General features: G+C 37.7%; 24 protein-coding genes and 2 tRNA genes. 4 read left to right on the top strand and 22 right to left on the bottom strand.

Annotated features, from left to right (window positions below):
- Window positions 1-98: 98 nt before the first annotated feature.
- Complete coding sequence (locus tag ACSKT4_RS08475; RefSeq protein WP_186870257.1) at window positions 99-581, top strand: CBO0543 family protein; 483 nt, start codon at window positions 99-101, stop codon at window positions 579-581.
- Between the two features lie 148 nt (window positions 582-729).
- Here ACSKT4_RS08475 and ACSKT4_RS08470 read toward each other — a convergent pair whose 3' ends face one another.
- A complete protein-coding gene (locus tag ACSKT4_RS08470) occupies window positions 730-1,239 on the bottom strand; it encodes a type 1 glutamine amidotransferase domain-containing protein (protein ID WP_222619048.1) in 510 nt (169 codons plus the stop codon).
- Between the two features lie 179 nt (window positions 1,240-1,418).
- Between ACSKT4_RS08470 and ACSKT4_RS08465 the strand changes: the two genes are divergently transcribed.
- Complete coding sequence (locus ACSKT4_RS08465) at window positions 1,419-2,423, top strand: LLM class flavin-dependent oxidoreductase (RefSeq protein WP_186870256.1); 1,005 nt, start codon at window positions 1,419-1,421, stop codon at window positions 2,421-2,423.
- 208 nt (window positions 2,424-2,631) lie between these two features.
- On the opposite strand, the gene ACSKT4_RS08460 is transcribed toward ACSKT4_RS08465, so the two are convergent.
- The 8 genes from ACSKT4_RS08460 to ACSKT4_RS08425 all read right to left on the bottom strand — a co-directional run bounded on the left by ACSKT4_RS08460 (window position 2,632) and on the right by ACSKT4_RS08425 (window position 8,163).
- Window positions 2,632-2,708: transfer RNA gene (locus tag ACSKT4_RS08460), tRNA-Arg, on the bottom strand.
- A gap of 7 nt (window positions 2,709-2,715) precedes the next feature.
- Window positions 2,716-2,789 (bottom strand) — tRNA-Gly (locus ACSKT4_RS08455).
- Window positions 2,790-3,235: 446 nt separating this feature from the next.
- Window positions 3,236-3,748: a metallophosphoesterase gene (locus tag ACSKT4_RS08450; protein ID WP_186870255.1), complete on the bottom strand. Its 513-nt coding sequence runs from the start codon at window positions 3,746-3,748 to the stop codon at window positions 3,236-3,238.
- Window positions 3,749-3,761: 13 nt separating this feature from the next.
- The gene (locus ACSKT4_RS08445; RefSeq protein ID WP_186870254.1) at window positions 3,762-4,358 is read right to left on the bottom strand and encodes an XTP/dITP diphosphatase; all 597 of its coding nucleotides are present in this window, start codon (window positions 4,356-4,358) and stop codon (window positions 3,762-3,764) included.
- Window positions 4,359-4,369: 11 nt separating this feature from the next.
- Window positions 4,370-5,119 (bottom strand): ribonuclease PH, encoded by a 750-nt coding sequence (gene rph, locus ACSKT4_RS08440; protein ID WP_186870253.1) that lies wholly within the window; start codon window positions 5,117-5,119, stop codon window positions 4,370-4,372.
- Between the two features lie 211 nt (window positions 5,120-5,330).
- Window positions 5,331-6,398, bottom strand: a complete 1,068-nt coding sequence (locus ACSKT4_RS08435; RefSeq protein WP_186870252.1) for a GerMN domain-containing protein — start codon at window positions 6,396-6,398, stop codon at window positions 5,331-5,333.
- A gap of 467 nt (window positions 6,399-6,865) precedes the next feature.
- Window positions 6,866-7,678, bottom strand: a complete 813-nt coding sequence (racE, locus tag ACSKT4_RS08430) for a glutamate racemase (RefSeq protein ID WP_186870251.1) — start codon at window positions 7,676-7,678, stop codon at window positions 6,866-6,868.
- Window positions 7,679-7,710: 32 nt separating this feature from the next.
- A complete protein-coding gene (locus tag ACSKT4_RS08425) occupies window positions 7,711-8,163 on the bottom strand; it encodes a MarR family winged helix-turn-helix transcriptional regulator (protein ID WP_246521321.1) in 453 nt (150 codons plus the stop codon).
- A 233-nt stretch (window positions 8,164-8,396) separates the two neighbouring features.
- Between ACSKT4_RS08425 and ACSKT4_RS08420 the strand changes: the two genes are divergently transcribed.
- Window positions 8,397-8,621, top strand: coding sequence for a helix-turn-helix domain-containing protein (locus ACSKT4_RS08420; protein WP_010099041.1), 225 nt, complete (start codon window positions 8,397-8,399; stop codon window positions 8,619-8,621).
- A gap of 19 nt (window positions 8,622-8,640) precedes the next feature.
- On the opposite strand, the gene ACSKT4_RS08415 is transcribed toward ACSKT4_RS08420, so the two are convergent.
- The 4 genes from ACSKT4_RS08415 to ACSKT4_RS08400 all read right to left on the bottom strand — a co-directional run bounded on the left by ACSKT4_RS08415 (window position 8,641) and on the right by ACSKT4_RS08400 (window position 12,383).
- Window positions 8,641-9,111 carry an acyl-CoA thioesterase gene (locus tag ACSKT4_RS08415; protein WP_186870249.1) on the bottom strand — a complete coding sequence of 157 codons (471 nt, stop codon included), beginning with the start codon at window positions 9,109-9,111 and terminating at the stop codon, window positions 8,641-8,643.
- Window positions 9,112-9,184: 73 nt separating this feature from the next.
- A complete protein-coding gene (sdhB, locus tag ACSKT4_RS08410) occupies window positions 9,185-9,949 on the bottom strand; it encodes a succinate dehydrogenase iron-sulfur subunit (RefSeq protein ID WP_186870248.1) in 765 nt (254 codons plus the stop codon).
- Window positions 9,950-9,985: 36 nt separating this feature from the next.
- Window positions 9,986-11,737: a succinate dehydrogenase flavoprotein subunit gene (gene sdhA / locus ACSKT4_RS08405; protein WP_186870247.1), complete on the bottom strand. Its 1,752-nt coding sequence runs from the start codon at window positions 11,735-11,737 to the stop codon at window positions 9,986-9,988.
- A gap of 28 nt (window positions 11,738-11,765) precedes the next feature.
- Complete coding sequence (locus ACSKT4_RS08400; protein ID WP_186870246.1) at window positions 11,766-12,383, bottom strand: succinate dehydrogenase cytochrome b558 subunit; 618 nt, start codon at window positions 12,381-12,383, stop codon at window positions 11,766-11,768.
- Between the two features lie 280 nt (window positions 12,384-12,663).
- Between ACSKT4_RS08400 and ACSKT4_RS08395 the strand changes: the two genes are divergently transcribed.
- Window positions 12,664-13,101 carry a YslB family protein gene (locus ACSKT4_RS08395; RefSeq protein WP_186870245.1) on the top strand — a complete coding sequence of 146 codons (438 nt, stop codon included), beginning with the start codon at window positions 12,664-12,666 and terminating at the stop codon, window positions 13,099-13,101.
- A gap of 79 nt (window positions 13,102-13,180) precedes the next feature.
- Here ACSKT4_RS08395 and uvrC read toward each other — a convergent pair whose 3' ends face one another.
- From uvrC to ACSKT4_RS08350, 9 genes are all read right to left on the bottom strand, one after another.
- Entirely contained in the window at window positions 13,181-14,986 is a 1,806-nt protein-coding gene (uvrC, locus tag ACSKT4_RS08390) for an excinuclease ABC subunit UvrC (protein WP_186870340.1), read from the bottom strand.
- Between the two features lie 96 nt (window positions 14,987-15,082).
- Window positions 15,083-15,397, bottom strand: a complete 315-nt coding sequence (gene trxA, locus ACSKT4_RS08385; RefSeq protein WP_186870244.1) for a thioredoxin — start codon at window positions 15,395-15,397, stop codon at window positions 15,083-15,085.
- A gap of 337 nt (window positions 15,398-15,734) precedes the next feature.
- Complete coding sequence (locus tag ACSKT4_RS08380; protein ID WP_186870243.1) at window positions 15,735-16,709, bottom strand: electron transfer flavoprotein subunit alpha/FixB family protein; 975 nt, start codon at window positions 16,707-16,709, stop codon at window positions 15,735-15,737.
- Window positions 16,710-16,730: 21 nt separating this feature from the next.
- Window positions 16,731-17,504 (bottom strand): electron transfer flavoprotein subunit beta/FixA family protein, encoded by a 774-nt coding sequence (locus tag ACSKT4_RS08375; RefSeq protein ID WP_186870242.1) that lies wholly within the window; start codon window positions 17,502-17,504, stop codon window positions 16,731-16,733.
- Window positions 17,505-17,525: 21 nt separating this feature from the next.
- Window positions 17,526-18,299, bottom strand: coding sequence for an enoyl-CoA hydratase (locus ACSKT4_RS08370; protein ID WP_186870241.1), 774 nt, complete (start codon window positions 18,297-18,299; stop codon window positions 17,526-17,528).
- A 144-nt stretch (window positions 18,300-18,443) separates the two neighbouring features.
- Complete coding sequence (locus ACSKT4_RS08365) at window positions 18,444-19,028, bottom strand: TetR/AcrR family transcriptional regulator (protein WP_186870240.1); 585 nt, start codon at window positions 19,026-19,028, stop codon at window positions 18,444-18,446.
- Between the two features lie 133 nt (window positions 19,029-19,161).
- A complete protein-coding gene (locus tag ACSKT4_RS08360) occupies window positions 19,162-20,859 on the bottom strand; it encodes a long-chain-fatty-acid--CoA ligase (RefSeq protein WP_465823181.1) in 1,698 nt (565 codons plus the stop codon).
- 222 nt (window positions 20,860-21,081) lie between these two features.
- On the bottom strand, window positions 21,082-21,495 hold the full coding sequence (locus ACSKT4_RS08355) for a DUF350 domain-containing protein (RefSeq protein WP_186870238.1): 414 nt from the start codon (window positions 21,493-21,495) through the stop codon (window positions 21,082-21,084).
- A gap of 21 nt (window positions 21,496-21,516) precedes the next feature.
- The gene (locus tag ACSKT4_RS08350) at window positions 21,517-23,859 is read right to left on the bottom strand and encodes an endonuclease MutS2 (protein WP_186870237.1); all 2,343 of its coding nucleotides are present in this window, start codon (window positions 23,857-23,859) and stop codon (window positions 21,517-21,519) included.
- Between the last annotated feature and the right edge of the window lie 15 nt (window positions 23,860-23,874).

Genomic DNA, 23,874 nt, shown 5'->3' with positions numbered 1-23,874 from the left:
AATTAGGTAGTATTAATCTACCTCAACTACTTTTTTCTAACTAAAAAGTACATAAAACTAAAATTTCTAGTCACCCTAAAGTAGAGGTGACTTTATTAATGAAAAATAAACTGGATAGAAATATCGAATTATCCGCATGGGGTATTACTGCTATATTACTACTTATTTTTGTTCCTAAAAAAAGAATCCGTGAAGCACAAATAGCATTCTTATTTAAGCATCTAATTACTTGGCTTTTCGGTTTACTAGTTGTAGAGAAAAAGCTCATCATATATCCTAAGCGTCTATTTTTTTCGAAGTCCATTAAATCTAGCTTTACATTTGAATACTTTGTCTACCCTGCCCTATGCACTTTATTTAATTTGTATTATCCAGAAAAACGCCCTGCTTTTATTAAGATGCTTTATTATTTCTTCCACACCTCTGTCATAGCAGGTTTTGAATTATTTGCTGTTAAGTATACGAATCTAATTAAGTACAAGAAGTGGACGTGGTACTGGAGTTTTATAACCGTCTGGTTAACGTACTATTTATCACACCTTTATCATAAATGGTTTTATCGTAATAAAGAAAGTGAATAAGGCTGATACTGGTACGAATAATACTCAATGAAAAATAACAAAAGAGCCACTCCCCTTACTCTAAGAGGTTTGACTCGATTCCTAGCCTAAACAATCAGGGACGGACACTTGTTGAACTAAGTTGCCCGTCCCTATATTTATAACTTTATTAAGCTAATCTTGCTAATATCTCACGAATAAATGCAGGTTCATCTGCAGGTGTACGTGATGTTACTAGGTTTTCACTTACTACTACTTCTTTATCGTGATAATTAGCGCCTGCTAACTTCACATCATCGCGAATTCCGATGTAGCTTGTTACTTCTTTTCCTTTTAGGATATCCGCACTAATCATAACTTGTGGACCATGACAAATCCCAGCAATTAACTTACCTGCTTCGTTAACTTCTTTTACAAAACGAACCACATCATCATTAACACGTAATGCTTCTGGTGCTCCTCCACCCGGGATCACAACCGCATCAAAATCTGCAGCCTTTACTTCAGATGCGCCAAGATCTGCTGTGTATGAAACGGTGCCTTTCTTGCCTTTACATTCCGCACCTTTTTCTAACCCAACAATCACTACCTCATGTCCAGATTCTTTTACTGCCTCATATGGATTTTTCATTTCTGAGTCTTCAAATCCATTTGCTAGAAGAAAAGCTACTTTTGCCATAATAATTCCTCCCGTATAAAGTTATGGTCATCTATATTGTATGGGAATACCATAGAGAGAAGCAAAAGATGTGCTTCATAAAGTACCGATCTCCTATGCAATTTATAGTTCATTCATTTGCCTTTCGCACCAAAATATACGAAAATGACATATAAACTTAAATACAAAGGAGTTACATCATGATTCCATTAAATATACTAGATTATTCACTAATTGATGAAGGTAATAACGCACGAGACGCACTGCTTCAAACAGTAGAATTAGCAAAACTTGCGGATCAATTGGGATATAACCGATATTGGGTACCTGAACAACATCATGCCTTCTCGATTGCCAGTAGTACTCCAGAAATGCTCATGATGTATCTCGCAAGCCGTACCAAACGTATCCGTATTGGTTCTGGCGGGGTAATGCTCCCCCACTATAGTCCATATAAAGTAGCAGAGAATTTTCGTATGCTGGAAGCAATCCATCCTAATCGCATTGATTTAGGCATTGGCAATTCCCCTGGTGGTAGACTCGTTAATCAGGTTTTAAATGAAGAAAAAGAAGAAAGATTATCTTATGAACAGCTTGTAAAAGATGTCTTGAAGTATTTAACAGATGATACTTCTAGCGAGCATCGTTTTCAAAACCTAATCGCTACACCTGTTACACCGACAAAACCAGAAATTTGGATGCTAGGTGCAGGTGGTCAAAGTACCAAAATAGCCGCCGAACATGGATTATCCTTAACCTATGCTCATTTTGTTAAGCCATTAGATAACGGGATAGACGTGATTGCCGACTACAAGAAGCATTTCCGACCTTCTGTATTTCAGAAGAAACCAAATTCTGCTATTGCCGTTTTCACCATTATTGCCGAAACGAAAGAAGAGGCGGAAGAGTTAGCCCTTGCTTTTGATGATTGGATGGTATCACTTGAAACTGCTAAAAACCCACTATATTTTCCATCTGTGGAAACAGCAAAAAAACAAGAATACAGCTCATTTGAGAAGAAAAAGATTGAACGTACAAGAAAAAAGGCAATCATCGGCGATGCCCAATATGTGAAAGAGGAACTGATTAAATTAAAAGCGTACTATCAAGTAGAAGAAGTAACCATTATTCCGAATTTCCCTGGTGCAGCGAATCGAATGAAGGGAATCGAATTGTTGGCGAAGGCGTTCGACCTTTTAGAGTAGGAAAAACTAACATACGGTAGACCACCGGGGGTTCAGCATAGATCGCTTCAACAGTATCATCCTCCAGTAAAATAAACTAGGAGGCTATAGAAATTTGCAGCGTTATTCTCGAGATAAAAAAAGAGATGCTGCCACAGTATTCAAATCTGTGTTAGCATCCCTTAACTATTAAAACCCTTGTCATATCAAGGGTTAAACTGTTATGTAATGGCGTCCCAGGAGAGATTCGAACTCCCGACCCACAGCTTAGAAGGCTGTTGCTCTATCCTGCTGAGCTACTGGGACATATTTATGGAGCGGGTGATGGGAATCGAACCCACGACATTAGCTTGGAAGGCTAGAGTTTTACCATTAAACTACACCCGCATTTATGTGTATATATTTACTTTATTATTACTCACGCAAGTCATGCCCCTGCGTCTGCTAGTTTTTCAAGGAAGTATATTCCTCGGGGCAACTCGTAGTTTATTCGTTAGATGTTTCGCTCGTGGCTAGAGTTTTACCATTAAACTACACCCGCAATTATGTGTATATATTTACTTTATTATTACTCACGCAAGTCATGCCCCTGCGTCTGCTAGTTTTTCAAGGAAGTATATTCCTCGAGGCAACTCGTAGTTTATTCGTTAGATGTTTCGCTCGTGGCTAGAGTTTTACCATTAAACTACACCCGCATATCAATATATGTTTCCTTTTGGGTCACAAAAATTATTATATGGAGTTTCAACCTAAAAGTCAATACTTAAATCCATTTTATCAATTTACAAAATATTCAACAGGAAGGGTGCTTGGAATACACCCCCTTCCCATTTCTAATCTAAAGCAGTTGTGTAAGATAATTCTTCTACAATTTTCCCTTCAACCGTTCGATACATTACAGCAATTCTATCTCTTTCTTCCCATTCTAGCACACAATACGTCTTCTCGGTTCGCATTCTTGGTAGTCGTATACTACCTGGATTTAGAAATAGCTTACCGCTAACTTTCTCCAAACCAGCGATATGAGAATGACCAAAACATATAATATCTGCATTGACCTCGTCTGCGCGGTAGGATAAGTTTAATAAATTCATTTTAACATTATGTAAATGCCCATGAACAACTAAGAATGTTAGTCCATTAATCTCTTTAATGATTTCATTCGGAAATTCACCGTATAAATCGCAGTTTCCTGATACGGTAAATACACCTTCCAATTCTTTCGCCCGCTCATTTAACTCAGAATCTCCACAATGAAAAATATATGGAGCATTCTCTCTTTCTCTAATCATTGCTATTTCCTTCGTTAACCCGTGGCTATCACTCATAATAACAACTTTTGGCATGATATCCTCTCCACTAACGTAGATTTTGTATCCAATCTTCTAATTGAACCATCGCATTTCTTCGGTGACTAATCTTGTTCTTCTCTCCAGGACCAAGCTCTGCCATAGTCTGATTATATCCGTCTGGTATAAAGATTGGATCATACCCAAAACCATGACTTCCTTTTTCTTCAAAAGCAATAGTACCTTCACAATATCCTTTTTTAAAAATAGTAGTCTCACCAGGTATTGAAACGGATAGCACACATACGAAACGTGCAGTACGCTCCTCTGTAGGAACGTCTTTTAAATTTTCTAATACCTTCACGATATTTTTCTTATCATCCTTAGGCTCACCAGCATACCGAGCAGAAAAAATTCCTGGTTCACCGTCAAGTGCATCAATTACTAATCCAGAATCATCAGCCATAACCGGTATTTGTAGGATATTCGCAATACCTTCAGACTTCAGTGCACTATTTTCTTCAAAGGTAGAACCCGTTTCTTCAATATCTGGAAGTTCTTGTTCTAAATCCAATAATGAAGTCGCTTTTATTCCATACCGTTCAAATAGAACTTTAAATTCTTTCGCCTTACCTTCATTTTTAGTTGCAATAATGATCTCCTTCATTCCATACCACCTCACTTTACTGTTTCACCGATGCGTTCTGATAATGCTCCAATTGCATTCTTCTGTACGGCAAAAATTTCACTTAATCCCTCATTTGCTAATGCTAACAAGGTTTGTAATTGCGCCATTGAAAAAGTAGCCTCTTCACCAGTTCCCTGAATTTCTACAAACTCACCAGAGCCAGTCATAACGATATTCATATCCACATTAGCCATAGAATCTTCTTCATAGTTCAAATCTAATATTTCCGTTCCATCTGGTAATACACCAACCGATGTAGCAGCAAGAAAGTCTGTTACAGGCATTTTCTTTAATGTATTCGTTTGTAAAAGCTTCCCAAAAGCAAGAACCATTGCAACAAAAGCTCCTGTTATAGAGGCTGTTCTTGTACCACCATCTGCTTGAATGACATCACAATCAATCCAAACCGTTCTTTCACCAATTTGATCCAAATCAACTACTGAGCGAAGTGCACGCCCAATTAGCCTCTGAATCTCCATCGTTCTTCCTGAAACCTTTCCTTTAGAAGATTCACGAATATTTCTATCTTGGGTAGCACGTGGTAGCATCGCATATTCTGCCGTAATCCACCCTTTTCCTTGACCACGCATGAAAGGAGGAACCCTGTCTTCAATCGTAGCATTACAAATAACTTTTGTATCGCCTACTTGAATAAATACAGAGCCTTCTGGATGCTTAATAAAATCTGTTGTAATCATAATTGGTCGTAAGCTATTAACATTTCTTTGATCTGTTCTCATATTATTTTCCTCCTTAACAAACCTTAGCTTATCATATTTTACTGGAAAGATTCACCTTATACAATTGTTTTAGAAGATACTTGTAATCCTTTACTCCTTCCCCTCTAAATGCTAATCGACAAAAAGTAAAAAATCATAGCATGACAACTATGATCCATATCACCTACAAAAAAAGGAGACAGATATAAATCCGTTCTCCTCCTAAACAATTCTATAATTTTTCTGATGGGATGATTGATTCCCTTGTAACTGGCTCTGTATACACTTCGCCACTTTCATTTGCAATTTGCTCGACGTTTTCTACTTTTATGTTTACTGCCTCAATTGATTCTTGCTCTGTTAATGTACGAACCAACGTTTCCATCACAGTATCTGCAATGACACCATTTTCCATATCCTTCAACACATCTTGGCTAAATACTAGATCCAGTACACCACTATTTAATTTAGGATCATCGATTAATATGGTTTCGTCATTGAATACATGCATCAAATTCGTCTCATAAGCTGGTCCATCAATTAAAGCCTGGACAATTGCTTGATGTAGATTACCATCCTTTACTTCCACATATTGGGTTACTGGTACGAAATATTGATTATTTTCATGTTCCGTTGGGAAGTACATCGTTAAAGCCTTACTATTAATTAAGTCTACGGTATCGGATTCCACAATATTAATTCCGTTTGCTCGAGTATAGCCATTAGCAACTGGTGTACCACTTACTGGCATAGCCTTTAAGTCTTGACCACCTACACGAAGTTTCACACGTTCCACATTATCAAACTGAGTTAGCGTAAATGTCATTGCTTCTAAGATTTGTTTTTCCTCTGAAGCAGCATATTCTGTAAAATCCTCTGATAAATCTACTGTTATCGTACCTTCAGAAATATCAACACCTAGAATTTCTGTACCAGCTGGAAGTACTGCTTGGAATCCATTTGGTAATAGCGCTGTTACAGGTCCATCCTTAACCAAGTATTCTAATACTTGAGCTGCCACTTCCTTGGATTCTGGTACTGGTAGTTCAAGTGATTGAGGTGCTACCAATCCATTCGAATCTAGTAAAAATAGTTGACGTTCCACTGTTTGAGCTGTACTATCACTTTCCCCATTAGCACTTTCTTCCTTGTCTGTGGCTGGATCCTCTTTACCATCAACTTCTTCCGCATTTGGTGGTGGATCCATATCTTGTAATGATTGTTCGCCTTGGAAACATCCAGTTAATAGTAATAGTGTACAAAAAGTAGTGATTAACATTAGCATAAATCGCTTTCTCATGTCATTCCCTCCTACGATAGTTTGTACTACTATATATACGAGCCCTTCATTCATTTTAGACCTGATGAATGAAATTTGTAGATGATGAGTAAAAAACATATAAAAAAGCCTGGTACAAAAAGATGATCATTAAAAAACCGAATGATGAGCAACCGACCTCGCTCCGGAAATATACTTCGCTTTCACTTTCAGCACAGGGGCGACATCTGCTCGATAAAACCATCGCAGTGTCTACCTTGCCGCCGGGCGGCTGGTGAGCCTCCTCGTGCTACTTCTTTAGAGGTCTCACCTATGCCTTTCCTCCCGCTGGAGTCTACGTATATTTCCGGAGCTAGTATCGTGTATCATTCGGTTTTGCATTTAATTCTTTTCGTTTTGTCCCAGGCTCTTGCCTGTCTCCATTTACCGGCTATTCATGACGATACCTAATTTTCTTAAAAACGCTACCTACAAAAGAACAACGCTAACTAGATAACAGCTTTCTCAATTGAAACAGACCTTAGATTATCAATAGAACTATTAAAAATTCGCTTCGTTAATGTGGTAAACATATCCACATCCCCAGTGGTGTAAAATTGATGGTAGCAAGGAGCTAGCCCCTCATTTAACAACTGATTCACTTCCAATATTGTACTGGTTTCTCTTGCCGTCTCTTCACTAGACGAAATCAACGTAACCTGAGGCCCAACCACTTCCTGGATCACATCTTTCAATAATGGATAATGCGTACAACCTAATATAAGTGTATCCATGGCTTTAAAGTCTCTTAAAGCAAATAACGATTCCTCCACTGTTTTCATCGCAACATTACCAGAAAGCATTCCCTGTTCAACTAGTGGAACAAAAGCCGGGCATGCAAGCGCTGAAATATTGAGATTAGGTTTTATCATATTAAGTGCTATACTATATGCTTTACTACGAACCGTACCCTCTGTACCAATAATGCCTACATGATTGTTAATAGTAGACTTAATCGCAGCACGCGCTCCAGGCTGAATAACGCCGACTACAGGGATAGTGAGCTGTTCTTGTAATTCTGACAGTGTGTATGCTGTAGCGGTATTACATGCGATTACTAACATTTTGATATCTTTCGTTAATAAGAATTCAACCATTTCCCAGGTGAAACCTCTAATTTCTTCTGGAGTCCTTGGACCATATGGACATCGCAACGTATCGCCTAGATAAATTAGTTTTTCCCTCGGCAATTGCCTCATTAATTCATGTACTACTGTTAAACCACCGACTCCTGAGTCGATGACACCAATCGGTTTATCCAATTATATCCGCCTCTTCTAGATGTAATTTCGTTTTATTTTTCATTAATACTTTTCATCTGAGCATGTAACAGATTGAGAAGTTCTATCAGTGTCGTTGTTTGTTCCTCGGTAAAGTTCTCTAAGACATTATTTAAATATTCCTGACGCTTTAAAATAACCTCTTCAATAATGCGATGTCCCTTTTCTAATACATGTATCCGTACTACTCGACGATCATTCATATCTCGTACTCGTTCTACTAATTCATTTTTTTCCATTCGATCAACTAAATCAGTAGTTGTACTAAAAGCCAAGCCATTTTTCGCTGATAATTCTCCAATGGTCATGTCGCCTTCTTCCTTCAACCATTGAAGCGCGATAAATTGAGGATTTGTTATTGGATAGTTATTAAGTATTTTACGCCCGTTTTGTTTTATTGCACCCGAAATATGTCGGAGTTTTTTCTCTAATTTCGCTATCTGTTCCGGTGTACTATTGTTTTTCAAGACTTTACCTCCTGAACTTCCATTCAATATATAGTCATATTTTATCATAAAAGCTCGAAAAACTAATAAATTATTTTCAAAAACTATACTTCTAAAGAAAAAAAGGTGTATATTAATATATTTTTCCCAAGCGAGAAATGTGCGCACCGTTTATGGTTCATCACATAAGCTATTAGTGACTAAATAATTTCCCTTCGTCATGCAGCTCTATGACAGCAAGGAGGGGTTAACATTTGAAGGACAACGAGTACAAACCGAAGCAGTTATTAACTAAACGAGAAAAAGAAGTATTCGAACTCTTAGTTCAGGACAAAACAACTAAAGAAATTGCCCAGGAATTGTTTATATCTGAAAAAACTGTCCGTAACCATATTTCAAATGCTATGCAAAAATTAGGAGTCAAGGGGCGTTCACAGGCAGTTGTAGAGCTTATCCGTATGGGCGAATTAAAGCTCTAAAAGAAACCGACTTTCCTTTTTAGGAAGTCGGTTTTATATGTTCATTGGTTACCATCATTAATTTATCTTTTATTTCTTCTCCAAGCTTAATCGGTCTGCCACTTTCCGGATTAATATAGACTATTCTCCCTCTTCCAGTTAAACATACCTCTTCCTTTTGATTTACACCCATGTAATGGATATCAAAAGAGGTAGTACCGACGTGTGCTGCTTTTACATAGATTCTAAGACTATCCTGAAAATACAATTGCTTATGATAATCACACTGCAAATCAGCCACAATTGGAATCCCCTCTGTGCTAGACGCATTATCAAACAATCCAACAGATTTTAAATACTCGATACGCGCCTCTTCAAAATATATAAATGGGCTAACATTATTCACATGCCCGAACATATCTGTTTCTGAAAAACGAATACGAATCGGAATAGAAAAAAGGAATTCTGCTTTCCAAGCTTCAAAATCCTCAATATATGAAATTTTCCCCATAGCTAACTTCCCCTCCATTGATAAAAAAGACCCCTACCATGTTATTCGGTAAGGGTCTTGTTGTAAAAGCATATTAATGTGCGTTGTCACTGCCAAAGAAGTTCTTGAACGATTGGACAGTAGCTGCACGGTTCATCGCTGCAATAGAAGTGGTCAATGGAATACCTTTCGGACAAACTTGGACACAGTTTTGTGCATTACCACAACCAACTAGTCCTCCCTCTTCCATTAATCCTTCTAATCTTTCACTTGCATTCATCTCACCTGTTGGATGTGAGTTAAATAAACGAGCTTGAGAGATTGCTGCTGGTCCGATAAAGTTAGATTTGTCATTAACATTTGGACAAGCTTCTAAGCAGACACCACAAGTCATACATTTTGATAGTTCATAAGCCCATTGACGTTTTTTCTCTGGCATACGAGGTCCAGGACCTAAATCGTACGTACCATCAATTGGGATCCAAGCTTTAACCTGTTTTAATGCATCAAACATACGCTCACGGTCAATAACTAGATCACGAACTACTGGGAATGTAGACATCGGCTCAAGACGAATAGGCTGCTCTAGTTCATCCACTAAAGCTGCACATGATTGTCTTGGCACACCATTTATTACCATGGAACATGCACCACAAACCTCTTCTAAACAGTTCATATCCCATGCTACTGGTGTTGTTTTTTCCCCATTAGCATTTACAGGATTTTTACGAATTTCCATTAACCCAGAGATAATGTTCATATTTTTACGATATGGCACATTAAATGTTTCATTATATGGAGCAGAATCTGGGCTATCTTGACGCGTAATAATAAATGTAACAGTCTTTTGTTCAGCCATTTTCAGTTTACTCCCTTCACTATTTTGTATTCCGTCTTAGTGCTTTTTCGTATAATCACGTTTACGTGGTGGAATCAACGATACATCGACATCTTCATATGAGAATACTGGTGCATTTTCTTTTGCATCAAATTCTGCAATTGTTGTCTTTAACCATTCCTCATCATTACGTTCTGGGAATTCCGGTTTATAATGTGCACCACGACTTTCATTACGATTATAAGCACCAATTGTAATAACACGTGCTAAGTGAAGCATATTTTTAAGCTGGCGAGTAAACATTACACCTTGGTTATTCCAACGAGAGGTATCGTTGATATTAATATTATCCCAACGCTCTAGTAGTTCTTGAATCTTTTCATCGGTTTTAAGTAGTTTCGCATTTTCTCGTACAACCGTAACATTATCTGTCATCCATTCACCTAGTTCTTGGTGAATTTGGTATGCATTTTCTTCGCCACTCATGTTCATGAGAGCTTCAAATTTTTCTTCTTCCTCTTTAACACGATTTTCAAATAGACTCGTGTCCAGATCTTCTACATGTTTAGAAAGACCATCTATATATTCAATAGCTTTTGGTCCAGCTACCATACCGCCATAGATAGCGGATAACAAGGAGTTTGCACCTAAGCGGTTTGCACCGTGCTGTGAATAATCACATTCTCCAGCAGCGAAGATACCTGGAATACTAGTCATTTGATTATAGTCCACCCATAGTCCACCCATAGAATAGTGAACCGCCGGGAAAATTTTCATCGGAACTTTACGTGGATCTTCACCTACGAATTTCTCGTAAATTTCAATAATACCACCAAGTTTAACGTCTAGTTCTTTCGGATCTTTATGTGACAAGTCAAGATAAACCATGTTCTCGCCATTGATTCCAAGTTTCTGATTCACACATACATCAAAGATTTCACGTGTCGCGATGTCACGTGGAACTAGGTTTCCATAAGCAGGATATTTCTCCTCTAGGAAGTACCAAGGCTCACCATCTTTGTATGTCCATACACGTCCACCTTCACCACGAGCTGATTCACTCATTAAACGAAGCTTATCATCTCCTGGAATTGCAGTAGGGTGGATCTGAATGAATTCACCGTTGGCATATTTTGCACCTTGCTGGTACAAGATACTAGCAGCAGATCCAGTGTTAATCATAGAATTAGTAGATTTACCAAAGATGATTCCTGGTCCCCCAGTAGCCATAATGGTCGCATCAGATGGGAACGATTTGATTTCATGCGTCTTCATGTTTTGCGCTACAATACCACGTCCAACACCTTCATCATCCAGTACAGCACCAAGGAATTCCCAACCTTCATACTTCGTTACTAGTCCCTCTACTTCATAACGACGAACTTGTTCATCTAATGCATATAATAATTGCTGACCTGTTGTTGCCCCAGCAAAAGCAGTACGGTGATGTTGTGTACCTCCAAAACGACGGAAATCAAGAAGACCCTCAGGAGTACGGTTAAACATTACACCCATACGGTCAAGCATATTGATAATTCCGGGTGCCGCTTCACACATTGCTTTTACTGGTGGTTGATTGGCCAAGAAGTCTCCTCCATAAACCGTATCATCAAAGTGTATTAATGGAGAGTCTCCTTCCCCTTTTGTGTTTACTGCACCATTAATACCACCTTGGGCACAAACAGAGTGAGAACGTTTTACTGGTACAATGGAAAATAAGTCAACGCTTACACCAGCTTCAGCAGCTTTAATTGTTGCCATAAGGCCAGCTAAGCCTCCGCCAACTACAGCGATTTTACGGTTACTCATTATGAAACCTCACTCCCTCTCTCTTTTCTTACACTCCATAAGCAAAAGTAATTAGTGTTCTGATACCAATATAACTTACTACTAAAAAGACAATTAGAGTAGCATATGTAACAATTTTTTGTGATCTTGGTGATTGTGCAATTCCCCAAGAAACAAAGAAGCCCCATAATCCATTAGAGAAATGGAATACAGCAGAAAGAACACCAATAACATAAAACCAGAACATAACTGGATTAGTTAAAATCCCTTCCATTAAGCTGTAATCTAAATCAGCACCTAGAGCCACTTGCACACGAGTTTCAAATACATGCCATGCAATAAATACTAACGTAATAATACCTGTTACACGTTGCAAGTAGAATAGCCAGTTACGGAAAAAGCCATAACGTCTGACATTGTTCTTTGCAACAAAAACAATATAAACCCCTAAAATTGCATGGAATAAGATTGGTAAGTAAATAACAAAGATTTCTAATGCTAGTACAAATGGAAGATTGTGCATAAAGCTTGCAGCTTTATTAAAGCTTTCTTCCCCATATACAGCAAAGTGATTAACTACTAAGTGGTTAATCAAAAATAACCCGATAGGAACTACACCTAATAATGAGTGTAACCTTCTGTAGAAATACTCCCTATGTTCCGCCATGTAATACCCCCCTTAGTTCTTCTGTTGTTTGATTTAGTTAATAGTCTGACATTTTAGATAAAATAGAATAAAACTATTTTCACTAAAATGTAGAATTTGCAACATGTTTATTGTACGACTATCTCCAATTAGCGTCAAGAAAAGGTAACCCAATTTTTCGGTAAATTTAAATCGCTTACATCTTAATAGTAAGTCTTGCGAAATAATGAAAATGCATAGATAATAAGAGTATACTTATAATGTAATATGTGACTTTTTACATACAGGAAGGAATCTAGCTATGCAGAAAAAACAAGAGAAACTTCCAGTAGAAATATTGGATAAGATTCAATCGACTGGTGCTGGATATGACGTCGTACGATACATAGGCTTACCAGAAGTATTTGGATCCGAGGCAGATGCCCTACTTTATTTTATGGGGAAAGGCCTAGCAAGAAAATTTAATTTCCAATCCATGGGGGATGTCATCTATTTCTTCGAGAAAATGGGTTGGGGGCGGCTTGAGTTATTTAAGGAGAAAAATAACAAATTAGAATTTCATCTCCTAGCCGATTCCGTTGTTCAGCGTTTGAAAATGCCAATAAATACAGAATTTCGATTAGAAGCTGGATTTCTAGCAGAGGCAATTTCTATACTAAAAAATGTTGAGTGTGAATGTGTTGAAGAAGTAAGAGCAAAAATTCATCAAGTTGAATTTACCGTTCTATTTGTCGATTAAACGATGTCTATGACGCCTGAGTGAAGTCAGCTCTATTTGGTACGAAAAGAAGAGGACGCATAGACTTATCCATTTTGCTTTAGGATTCGTCTTTTGCATCCTCTTCTTTTTTCTCCTCATTTAAATGCGTTAAAACAATCTCTGCAATGTTGTGTGGTATTCCTAGCTTCGTAATCTCTTCTACCTTTGCATTGCGTATTTCTTTTACCGATTTAAAATGGGATAATAATAGCTTTCTTCTTTTTTCTCCAACGCCTGGAATCTTATCTAATTCGGATTGGAAAAGATTCTTTCCTCTTAATTGCCTATGGAACGTAATGGCAAAACGGTGAACCTCATCTTGAATGCGTTGAATCAAATAGAACTCTTGAGATTGTCTAGATAACGGGACTACAGCAGGCGGAAACCCGTACAGCAATTCACTAGTTCTATGTTTATCGTCTTTAGCAAGCCCACATAATGGGATATCTAATCCTAATTCATTTTCTAACACATCTAATGCTGCACTCATTTGCCCTTTACCACCATCTACGATCACTAAATCCGGCAATGGTAGTGACTCTTTTAAAACGCGTGTATACCTTCGTCTAATCACTTCGCGCATCGTTTCATAGTCATCTGGGCCTTGCACATCTTTAATCTTATATTTTCGATAATCCTTCCTGCTCGGCTTTCCATCCACAAACACAACCATTGCCGAAACCGGATCTGTACCTTGAATATTGGAATTATCAAACGCTTCTATACGATGTGGAATTTCAATATTCAATGCTTGTCCAAGCTTCTCTACTGCTAAAATAGTTCTTTCTTCATCTCGTTCAATAATAGTGAATTTCTCTGATAAAGAAGCCTTAGCATTTTCCATCGCCAATTCGACTAACTCTTTTTTTCTACCTCGATATGGCGTGTGTACATCTATCTCTAAAAGTTCTTCTAAAACCTTGGTATCTGTACCAATAGGAACGAAAATCTGCTTTGGTTTCGGATGATTTTCATGGAGATAGAATCTACCAATGAAACTAAGAAACGTATCCTCTGCCTCATCAAAGAAAGGAAAAACGGAAACATCTCGTTCTATTAACTTTCCTTGACGGATAAAGAACACTTGGATACACATCCATCCTTTGTCATAGCTATAACCAAATACATCCCGGTCTACTCTATCATTTAATGTCATCTTCTGCTGTTCCATAACAACTTCAATATGCTGGATTTGATCACGTAGTTCCTTTGCCCGTTCAAAGTTTAATTGTTCACTAGCAGCTTGCATTTTTTGTGTAAGTGTTTGTTTTATATGCTTGAATCCACCTTGGAGAAATGATTGAATCTCTTGTACAATATCTTTATAAAAGCTCTCATTAGGTGGTTCATTACCACACGCAAGACACTGATCCATATGGTAATACAAGCAAGGTTTTCCCGGAGGATTATTACATTTTCGCAATGGATACAATCGATCTAATAGTTTTTTCGTTTCTCTAGCAGCAATTACGTTCGGATAAGGGCCAAAATACTTTCCTTTATCTTTTTTAACTTTACGTGTTATGACTAACCTAGGATGTCTCTCTGCGGTTATTTTTAAATAGGGATAAGACTTATCATCCTTCAGCATAACATTATATTTCGGATCATATTTCTTTATTAAATTCATTTCTAAAATAAGGGCTTCTATTTCTGAAGACGTGATGATATATTCAAAATCCTCAATTTCCTGTACTAACCGCTGTGTCTTTTGGTCATGTGCACCAGTGAAATAAGAACGGACACGGCTTTTCAGTAGTTTGGACTTACCTACATAGATTACTGTATTATGTCTATCCTTCATTAAATAGCAACCGGGCTTTGCTGGTAATACTGCTAGTTTTTCTTGGATATTCTGGTTCATTATCGTCATTCCTTAAAGGTTATAATGGCGGTAGAAAACAATCCCCTGTCACATGCTGCAACAAGGGATTGTTTATCTTTCATAATCAGTATAGACTTAAGCGTGTTTATTGATTAATTCCACTAAAGCTTCTTTAGGTTGGAATCCAATTACTTGGTCAACTACATTACCATCTTTGAATAATAATAATGTTGGAATACTCATAACACCAAATTTACTTGCTGTTTCTTGGTTTTCGTCTACATCAAGTTTAACGATTTGCACTTTTTCTGACATTTCTCCATCTATTTCTTCTAGAACTGGAGCTATCATTTTACAAGGACCACACCATGGTGCCCAGAAATCAGCTAATACTAAACCTTTAGAGGTTTCATCTGCAAAGTTTTGATCAGATACATTTTTAATAGCCACTCTAATTCCTCCTTTTACTTCAATTCAACAAAAGTATACCATTAAATTTACAAACCTTACTAACAGTTTGCTTAATCTTAGGTTTCTTATCCTAATAAAAATACAATATCATTCGAGATGATGTAACCAATAATTCTATTTGATTTAGTTATTTAAACAAGCACACAGCCCCGAATACACGCTATTCTGCAAGTAGGGTTAGGGAAGCACCTTAAAGATGCTCTGTAGGTCTCGATTACCCTCTACCAGAAATCAGCTTGTACTCCGGGCTGTCTAATACAGCTAAAATTCGATCGTATAATGACTTAGAGACTGGTACAGTTTAACAATTAATTAGTTAAGCTTTTAACTTTTTAATTTCTTCTGTAAGCAGTGGTACGATTTCGAATAAGTCTCCCACAATTCCATAGTCAGCTACATTAAAGATGTTTGCTTCTGGGTCTTTGTTGATGGCAACGATTACTTTCGAGTTGGACATTCCAGCTAGATGTTGGATCGCTCCAGAGATACCTACCGCAATGTATAGGTCTGGGGTTACTACTTTACCCGTTTGACCAATTTGTAACGAATAATCACAGTAGTCTGCATCACAAGCTCCACGGGATGCACCTACTGCACCACCTAATACTTCAGCAAGCTCATATAATGGTTTAAAACCATCAGCACTTTTCACACCACGTCCACCAGCAACAACAACCTTCGCTTCAGACAAATCAACACCATCTGTAGCTTTTCGTAATACTTCTTTAATTACAGTACGTAAGTCCGTAATATCAACGGCTTTATCTTGCACTTCACCAGTTCGTGATTCATCTCGTTCTAAAGCTTGAATATTGTTCGGTCTGATAGTAACAAATACAATACCCTCAGTAACAACTTTTTTCTCAAAAGCTTTACCAGAGTAAATCGGTCTAGTGAAAACAACCTCATCACCATCATGGGTTATATCAACAGCATCTGATACTAACCCCGATTCCAATTTACTTGCAATTTTAGGAGTTAAATCTTTTCCAATAGCAGTATGTCCCATTACAATACCGTATGGTTCTTCATCCTTAATGATTGATAATACCGCCTGACCATAGCCATCAGAAGTATAGGAGGCTAGCTTTTCATCTTTAACGGTTACTACTCTATCCGCCCCATAATATATCATTTCTTGTGCAAGCGATTCTAATTCATCACTTCCACAGAGTACACCAACGATTTCTGCATCGTTATTTATTTTTTTCGCTGCAGCGATTGCTTCGAAAGTAACATTACGTAGCACGCCATCTCTCGATTCACCTATAACTAGTAATTTTTCACTCATCCTAATTGCTCCTTTCCGTCATTAAAGTACTTTCGCTTCGTTTCTTAGCAGCGAAACAAGCTCCTTTACTTGCTCCTCTAACTCGCCTTCTAATACTCTTCCAGCCTCTTTTTCTGGTGGTAAGAATATATCTATCGTCTTTGTTTTAGGCTCTAGTTCATCCTCATCTAAATCTAAATCGTCGATTTCTAATTCTTCTAACGGCTTCTTCTTCGCTTTCATAATACCTGGTAAAGAAGGATATCTTGGTTCATTTAAGCCTTGTTGACATGTAACTAATAATGGTAAAGATGTTTCGATTTTCTCAACATCTCCCTCCACATCTTTATCGATGCTCACTGTGTTCCCATCAATAGTAAGGCTAGTAATGGTCGTTACATAGTTAATGCCTAAACGCTCAGCTAGTCTAGGACCTACTTGCCCACTTGCCTCATCAATTGCAACATTACCAGCTAATATTAAATCAACTTCTTTATCTTCAAAGAACGCTTCCAATATCTTTGTAGTGGTAAATTGATCTCCATCTTCTAAGTCATCTTCTGTATTAATTAGTACTGCCTTATCAGCTCCCATAGCTAGAGCAGTACGTAGTTGTTTTTCTGAATCTTCATCACCTATTGTCACAACTGTGACTTCCCCACCATGCTCATCACGTTGTTTGATTGCTTCTTCTACTGCATATTCATCATATGGGTTAATGATAAATTCTGCACCATCATCCTCGATTTGACCATTTGTCACGACGATTTTTTCTTCTGTGTCAAAGGTCTTTTTTACTAACACATAAATATTCATCTGAGTTCCTCCTCTTGTTTACTATTTATCTATAAAGTTAGGCTTTCGTTTTTCAATGAAAGCTTGAACCCCTTCTTTTGCATCTTCTGATCCAAATATCTTGCCAAATGCTTCTGCTTCCGCTTTGACACCATTTGCAAATCGCTCTGTCTTTGCATATGGAATTAACTGCATTATTCTAGTAATCGTTGGCTTGCTCTTTGAAGCGATTTTTTCTGCTAGTTCTGTTGCAGCATCTAATAATTGTTCTTCATCGACAACACGATTAACTAATCCAAATTGATAAGCCTCGTGAGCCGTGATTGGTTCACCAGTTAAAATCATTTCATATGCTTTTGCTGTCCCAACATATTGTGGAAGGCGTTGTGTTCCAGCAAAACCAGGTATTATTCCTAGGGACAACTCTGGCAGGCCTAACTTTGCATTGTTCGTAGCAATTCTGATATGGCATGCCATCGCAAGTTCCATCCCGCCACCTAAAGCCGCACCATGAATTACTGCAATTACAGGGACTGAAAAGTTCTCTATTCGGTCAAATAGTTGTTGACCGAATTCAGAAAGCGATTGATAGTCTGAGGCTTCCTGTAAAGAAGTAAACTCTTTAATATCAGCCCCTGCTGAAAAGAATCGGCCTTCACCTTTCAAAAGAATAGCCTTCACTTTCTCATCTGACTCAATTACATCCAACTTCTCAGAAAGCGCATTCAAAAGTTTGCTAGATAATGCATTAGCAGGTGGACTTTGAATGGTTAATGTCGCAACATGCCCATGCAATTCGTAATGAATAGTTCCCATAATAGCACCCCTTTTTTCATGTTATTTACACTTACGACGCGGCCCGAATCTCTTACAGTGAATATTCAGACCGCTTATAGCTCTTATAAATAGTATCTCTCATCTTAAGATAATAAGATAGTTTAAAATATCAAGCCTATGTACTTATTTCACGGAAACCCCTTTTGTAATTAATTCATGAACATATGGCGCTAGCCCTATTAAATCATATTTTTCCTCGTTCATTACCCAGTTTGTAACCGTTTCATCTAAAGTCCCAAAGATCATCTGTCTAATTAACGGTATTTTGATATCGCTACGGAATAGCTTCTCCTCTACGCCTTCTTTTACGATTTCATCAATCACTACGAGATATGGCTTTAATATCCGGTTAATTTGCTGACGTAAAGATAAATTGGACTGTCTAAGTTCTAACTGGGTTACGATAGCGAGATGGTGATTGGCTGCAAGTTGACTAAAATGCATTTCTATTAACGTTAACAACTTTTCACTAGCATTTTCTCTTTCGTTTGTCGCTGTAACTATCTGTTCGATAAATTGTCCCATTTTTTCTTCAAAAACAGAGACTAAAATATCCTCTTTGTTCTTGAAATATAAGTAAATAGTTCCGTCAGCTACTCCTGCTTTTTTAGCAATTTTAGAAACTTGTGAAGCGTGGTAGCCGTTTTCTGCGATTACATCGACAGCTGCATCAATTATTAACTTATACTTCGGTTTATTGTTTTTCATGACTTTTCTCCTTCAAACATAAAACAAAATGAATAAAATATGAATGAATCATCATTCATATTTTATTCTAAAGGGAGAATCTTATTCTGTCAATATATGCTTGTACACTTTTCCGAAATACTTGAGCAAGTGCTCAAGTAGTACTAACTTCTTGCTCTGCCTTACTTTTCTCTTCATCTACTAATTGTCTTCTCAGGATTTTTCCAACCGCTGTTTTAGGTAATTCATCACGAAAATCATAGATTCTAGGAACTTTATATGCTGCTAATCTTTCCCTACAGAATGTATTAAGCTCCTCTTCTGTCACATGAAACCCTTCTTTTAAAACCACATACGCTTTTACTGTTTCCCCGCGGTATGGATCTGGTACACCAGCTACTACTACCTCTTGAATTGCTTCATGCTCATAAAGCACTTCTTCTACCTCTCTAGGATAGATATTATAACCCCCAGCAATGATCATGTCCTTCTTCCGATCCACAATAAAAAAGTATCCGTTCTCATCCATATAGCCAAGATCACCTGTTAATAGCCAACCATCCTTTAAGGTATTCTCTGTATCATCTGGCCTATTCCAATATCCCATCATGATTTGTGGACCTTTGACTGCAAGCTCCCCAATCTCGCCAGCCTCAACCTCTTCATACGTTTCCATATTTAGGATTTTAGCATCTGTATCCGGCCATGGCACACCAATACTGCCACTGACTCTTTTTTCATAAATGAAATTGGCGTGTGTAACTGGAGATGATTCCGTTAAACCATAGCCTTCCACCAATTTCCCACCAGTTACCTTCTCAAACTTCTCCTGCACCTCAACTGGTAATGGAGCAGAACCACTAATACAGGCATTTACCGATGACAGATCATATTTATTTAAGTCAGGATGGTTTAATAAACCAATATAAATTGTAGGTGCTCCTGGAAAAACAGTTGGTTTTTGCTTATGAATAGTCTTTAATACATCCCCCGCGTCAAACTTCGGTAATAAGATCATTTTCGAAGCAGTGAATATGGATATATTCATTACCGCTGTCATCCCGTAAACATGGAAGAAAGGAAGAACTCCGAGAATAATATCTTCTCCTTTTTTCATCTCATAAATCCAAGCTTCACACATTTTAGCGTTTGCCACAAGATTTCGATGTGACAGCATCACACCTTTTGGATATCCAGTAGTCCCACCAGTGTATTGGAGTATGGCTACATCCTCAACCGGATCTACGAATACTTCCTCGTATTCCACCTGCGCCTTATCCATTATTTCAGTCCACACATGTGTATCCGCAGATTCTTCTACTTTTACCACCATATTATATTGCCTCTTTTGAATAAATGGATAGATTAGGTTTTTAGGAAATGGTAAATAGTCCTTTATCCCCGTGACGATCATATGCTCCAGTTGGGTAGCCTTCTTCACATTAGTTACTCTTGGAACTAAGATATCAAGGCAAACAATTATCTTCGATCCAGAATCAGTTAACTGGTATTCCAGTTCCCTCTCCGTATACAGCGGATTGGTTTGCACTACAATCGCACCAGCCATTAATGAGCCATAATAGGCGATAACAGATTGTGGTGAGTTAGGTAACATGATAGCGATACGAGCTCCCTTTTCAACGCCCAAACCTTGTAGGTAGTTAGCAAACTTACTAGCCTGCTCATACAATTCCGCAAACGTTAGTTCCTTCCCCATAAAATAAAGCGCTTTCTTTTCTCCGTATTGAGAAGCCGTATCCTTTAAAAAATCCTGTAAAGGCCTCTCATCATAAGAAAGAGAAGTCGGTATTTCGTTAGGGTAGAGATCATGCCATCTCTTTTCTTCCCCCATAAAACTAACCTCCTTTTACATTTAGTTAGTTCTATTATACCGACTAATTTATATTTTTTGAAATTTTATTTTTACTTTTTTGATAATTTTTTCTTTCTACATTAAAAAATACTAAAATTAAAATCAAATACAAGGTATAAAACTCCAACGATAACAAAGACGGCTGCCACTCCGATACATACTTTTGCCAATGTCTCCATAATGTTCTCCCTCTACAAATGTTTAGATAATAATAATACTTGCACCAATCACATACGATAGCCCGATGGATATAATCATTGATATAAGTCCTACTGCTTTATTTCCTTTTCCAATTTCTTCATCAATACTAATCGTTGGTGTAAGGAATTCAAAAATAAAGTAAGCTATTAGCAGTAAAAAGAAGCCCGCCGAACCCCAGGCAATACTAGTCAATAATGTATCATTATGCTCAATCGAGTACCGGAAGATATTTGTAATACCAAAAATTTTCCCACCAGTAGCCATAGCTACAGCAATATTTCCTTTGCGAATTTCTTCCCAGTTCTTATATTTCGTAACAAGTTCAAACACCGCTAAAAAAACTACTGTACAAAGAATGACCACACTAAAACTAGCTGCTGTATCTACTAATACATTCTCCCAAAAGCTACTCATGTCAACATCCCCCTCACTATCTTATCGAAATTCGATTACGGTTACACCGCTTCCACCTTCACCAGCTGCACCAGGTCTTGTAGATGCAATACTTGGATGATTTTTCACAAAATCCTGTACACCTTTTCGAAGGGCTCCTGTTCCTTTACCATGGATAATAGACACCTTTGGATAACCTGCTAGGGTGGCATCGTCTATATACTTCTCTAATTTCAACAAGGCATCCTCAAATCGTTCTCCACGTAAGTCTAATTCTAATGGCACATGGTAATTCGATCCTTTTACAGTTGCTAACGGTTTTTGATACGTTGTTTGTTTTGGTTTACCAATTAATTGCAAATCACTTCGTTTTACTTTTACTTTCATAATACCAACTTGAACAAGGTATTCAGAATCACTTATTTTTTCGAGAACTGAACCGTTTTGATTTAAGGTTAAAAGCTTAATTTCATCCCCGGGACTCAACACTTCATTGGAAGCTTTTGATTCCTTTTTACCATCTTGTTTAGAAGATAATTTGGGCTGTGCTTCTTCTAGCATCTTTCTTGCTTCAATCCACTCATGTTCCTTCAACTTAGCATCTGTTTTCATCTTGCGGATTTCACTCACAATAATTTCTGCTTCTTCACGAGCTTTACGAATTGCCTTTTCCGCTTTCTCCTCTGCCTTTTTATATAAGGCCTCACGTTTTGTTTCGAATTGATTCCATTCCGCTTCCATTTGCTTTCTTAGACGTTCACTTTCAAGCAAAATTTCATGTGCTTCCTCATATTCCTTTTCTGCTTGAATTTTCGATTTTTCTAGCGATGCTATCATATTCTCTACGTTTTTAGAATCTACACCGATATGACTTTTAGCACGATCAATAATAGTTGGAGCTAACCCAAGTCTTTTAGAAATTTCAAATGCATTACTGCGACCTGGTACGCCTATTAATAAACGATATGTAGGCTGCAAGGTTTGTACATCAAATTCCATGGAAGCGTTAATTACTTGTTCACGATTGTAACCATATGCTTTCAGCTCAGGGTAGTGTGTAGTCGCAATTACCCTTGCATTTCTTGATACAACTTCATCTAATATAGACATAGCTAGTGCAGCACCTTCTTGGGGATCTGTCCCAGCTCCTAATTCATCAAATAAGACGAGTGTACGATTATCAACATGGTTTAATATATCCACAATGTTCGTCATATGGGATGAGAATGTACTTAAGTTCTGTTCAATGGATTGTTCATCACCAATGTCTGCAAAAACATGTTCAAATACAGCCATTTCACAACCATCTAAAGCTGGTACTTGCAACCCAGATTGAGCCATTAAGGTGCATAAGCCTACCATTTTCAAGGTAACCGTCTTACCACCCGTATTCGGACCCGTTATAACAATGGATGTATACTCTTTTCCTATTTCTATATCATTGGCAACCACTTCATCTGGCGCAATTAGCGGATGACGAGCTTGCTGCATCTTAATATATCCTTGATTATTCATTGTTGGTCTAGAGGCTTTCATTTCTCGTGCCAGATTAGCTCGAGCAAACATATAATCCACTTGAGCAAGTATCCGTACATTTTCCGATAAGGATACTTCTTCCTCTGCAATATGTTGACTCAATTCACGTAAAATACGATCAATTTCCTGTTTTTCATTAGCGCGCAGCTCTTGTAATTGGTTATTTAAATCAACAACTGCTTTTGGTTCCATGAACAGTGTCTGACCAGAAGCTGATTGATCATGAACGATTCCACCAACTGCTCCGCGATATTCATGTTTAACTGGTAATACATATCGCTCATTTCGAATCGTGATAATGGCATCCGATAGCATATTACTTTTCGTTCTCGTATAGCTTTCTAATTTTTCCCGAACTCTGCTTTCATGTGTACGAATAGAAGAACGGATCCCCCTTAACTTCTCTGTAGCACTATCCATCACTTGTCCATGATCATCGATACATCGCTTAATCTCTAGCTCGAGATTTCTTAATGGTGATATACCTTCCACTAATTCTTTTAAAATAGGTAAATCTTCATCTAATCCTATAATAAAATCCTTTACCTGCCGTCCACCATATATTGTATTTGCAACATCTAAACATTCAGAAGTACTTAATACCCCACCTATTACACTACGTTTAAGACTAGGACGTATATCAAAAATTCCGCCAAGGGGTACAGGCACATTTAATCGGATGACCTGACTAGCTTCATCTGTTTCTTCCTGTAATGAATTAACTTGTTCCAAATCAGTTGATGGCTTAAGTCTAGCTGCCAAATCCTTTCCCAAACTAGTTTGGGCTTGTTGGACTAAGCGATCAATGACTTTTTGAAAATCTAATACTCGTAAAATACGTTCGTTCATTTACTTGCTCCTTTA

Source organism: Ornithinibacillus liuyingii, assembly GCF_055550225.1.
The sequence above is the reverse complement of the archived record's forward strand: the minus strand, read 5'-3'. Positions and strand labels throughout refer to the sequence as shown.

What these genes read in the sequence shown, in the direction of transcription:
- ACSKT4_RS08435 (WP_186870252.1), bottom strand. Translation starts at nt 6,398, where the DNA reads ATGAGAAAGCGATTTATGCTAATGTTAATCACTACTTTTTGTACACTA.
- ACSKT4_RS08395 (WP_186870245.1), top strand. Translation starts at nt 12,664, where the DNA reads ATGCAGAAAAAACAAGAGAAACTTCCAGTAGAAATATTGGATAAGATT.
- sdhB (WP_186870248.1), bottom strand. Translation starts at nt 9,949, where the DNA reads ATGGCTGAACAAAAGACTGTTACATTTATTATTACGCGTCAAGATAGC.
- ACSKT4_RS08445 (WP_186870254.1), bottom strand. Translation starts at nt 4,358, where the DNA reads ATGAAGGAGATCATTATTGCAACTAAAAATGAAGGTAAGGCGAAAGAA.
- uvrC (WP_186870340.1), bottom strand. Translation starts at nt 14,986, where the DNA reads ATGAACCAGAATATCCAAGAAAAACTAGCAGTATTACCAGCAAAGCCC.
- ACSKT4_RS08380 (WP_186870243.1), bottom strand. Translation starts at nt 16,709, where the DNA reads ATGAGTGAAAAATTACTAGTTATAGGTGAATCGAGAGATGGCGTGCTA.
- ACSKT4_RS08475 (WP_186870257.1), top strand. Translation starts at nt 99, where the DNA reads ATGAAAAATAAACTGGATAGAAATATCGAATTATCCGCATGGGGTATT.
- ACSKT4_RS08370 (WP_186870241.1), bottom strand. Translation starts at nt 18,299, where the DNA reads ATGGGAACTATTCATTACGAATTGCATGGGCATGTTGCGACATTAACC.
- ACSKT4_RS08470 (WP_222619048.1), bottom strand. Translation starts at nt 1,239, where the DNA reads ATGGCAAAAGTAGCTTTTCTTCTAGCAAATGGATTTGAAGACTCAGAA.
- ACSKT4_RS08365 (WP_186870240.1), bottom strand. Translation starts at nt 19,028, where the DNA reads ATGAAAAACAATAAACCGAAGTATAAGTTAATAATTGATGCAGCTGTC.
- sdhA (WP_186870247.1), bottom strand. Translation starts at nt 11,737, where the DNA reads ATGAGTAACCGTAAAATCGCTGTAGTTGGCGGAGGCTTAGCTGGCCTT.
- ACSKT4_RS08450 (WP_186870255.1), bottom strand. Translation starts at nt 3,748, where the DNA reads ATGCCAAAAGTTGTTATTATGAGTGATAGCCACGGGTTAACGAAGGAA.
- ACSKT4_RS08375 (WP_186870242.1), bottom strand. Translation starts at nt 17,504, where the DNA reads ATGAATATTTATGTGTTAGTAAAAAAGACCTTTGACACAGAAGAAAAA.
- ACSKT4_RS08415 (WP_186870249.1), bottom strand. Translation starts at nt 9,111, where the DNA reads ATGGGGAAAATTTCATATATTGAGGATTTTGAAGCTTGGAAAGCAGAA.
- rph (WP_186870253.1), bottom strand. Translation starts at nt 5,119, where the DNA reads ATGAGAACAGATCAAAGAAATGTTAATAGCTTACGACCAATTATGATT.
- ACSKT4_RS08355 (WP_186870238.1), bottom strand. Translation starts at nt 21,495, where the DNA reads ATGAGTAGCTTTTGGGAGAATGTATTAGTAGATACAGCAGCTAGTTTT.
- ACSKT4_RS08360 (WP_465823181.1), bottom strand. Translation starts at nt 20,859, where the DNA reads ATGGGGGAAGAAAAGAGATGGCATGATCTCTACCCTAACGAAATACCG.
- ACSKT4_RS08400 (WP_186870246.1), bottom strand. Translation starts at nt 12,383, where the DNA reads ATGGCGGAACATAGGGAGTATTTCTACAGAAGGTTACACTCATTATTA.
- ACSKT4_RS08350 (WP_186870237.1), bottom strand. Translation starts at nt 23,859, where the DNA reads ATGAACGAACGTATTTTACGAGTATTAGATTTTCAAAAAGTCATTGAT.
- ACSKT4_RS08465 (WP_186870256.1), top strand. Translation starts at nt 1,419, where the DNA reads ATGATTCCATTAAATATACTAGATTATTCACTAATTGATGAAGGTAAT.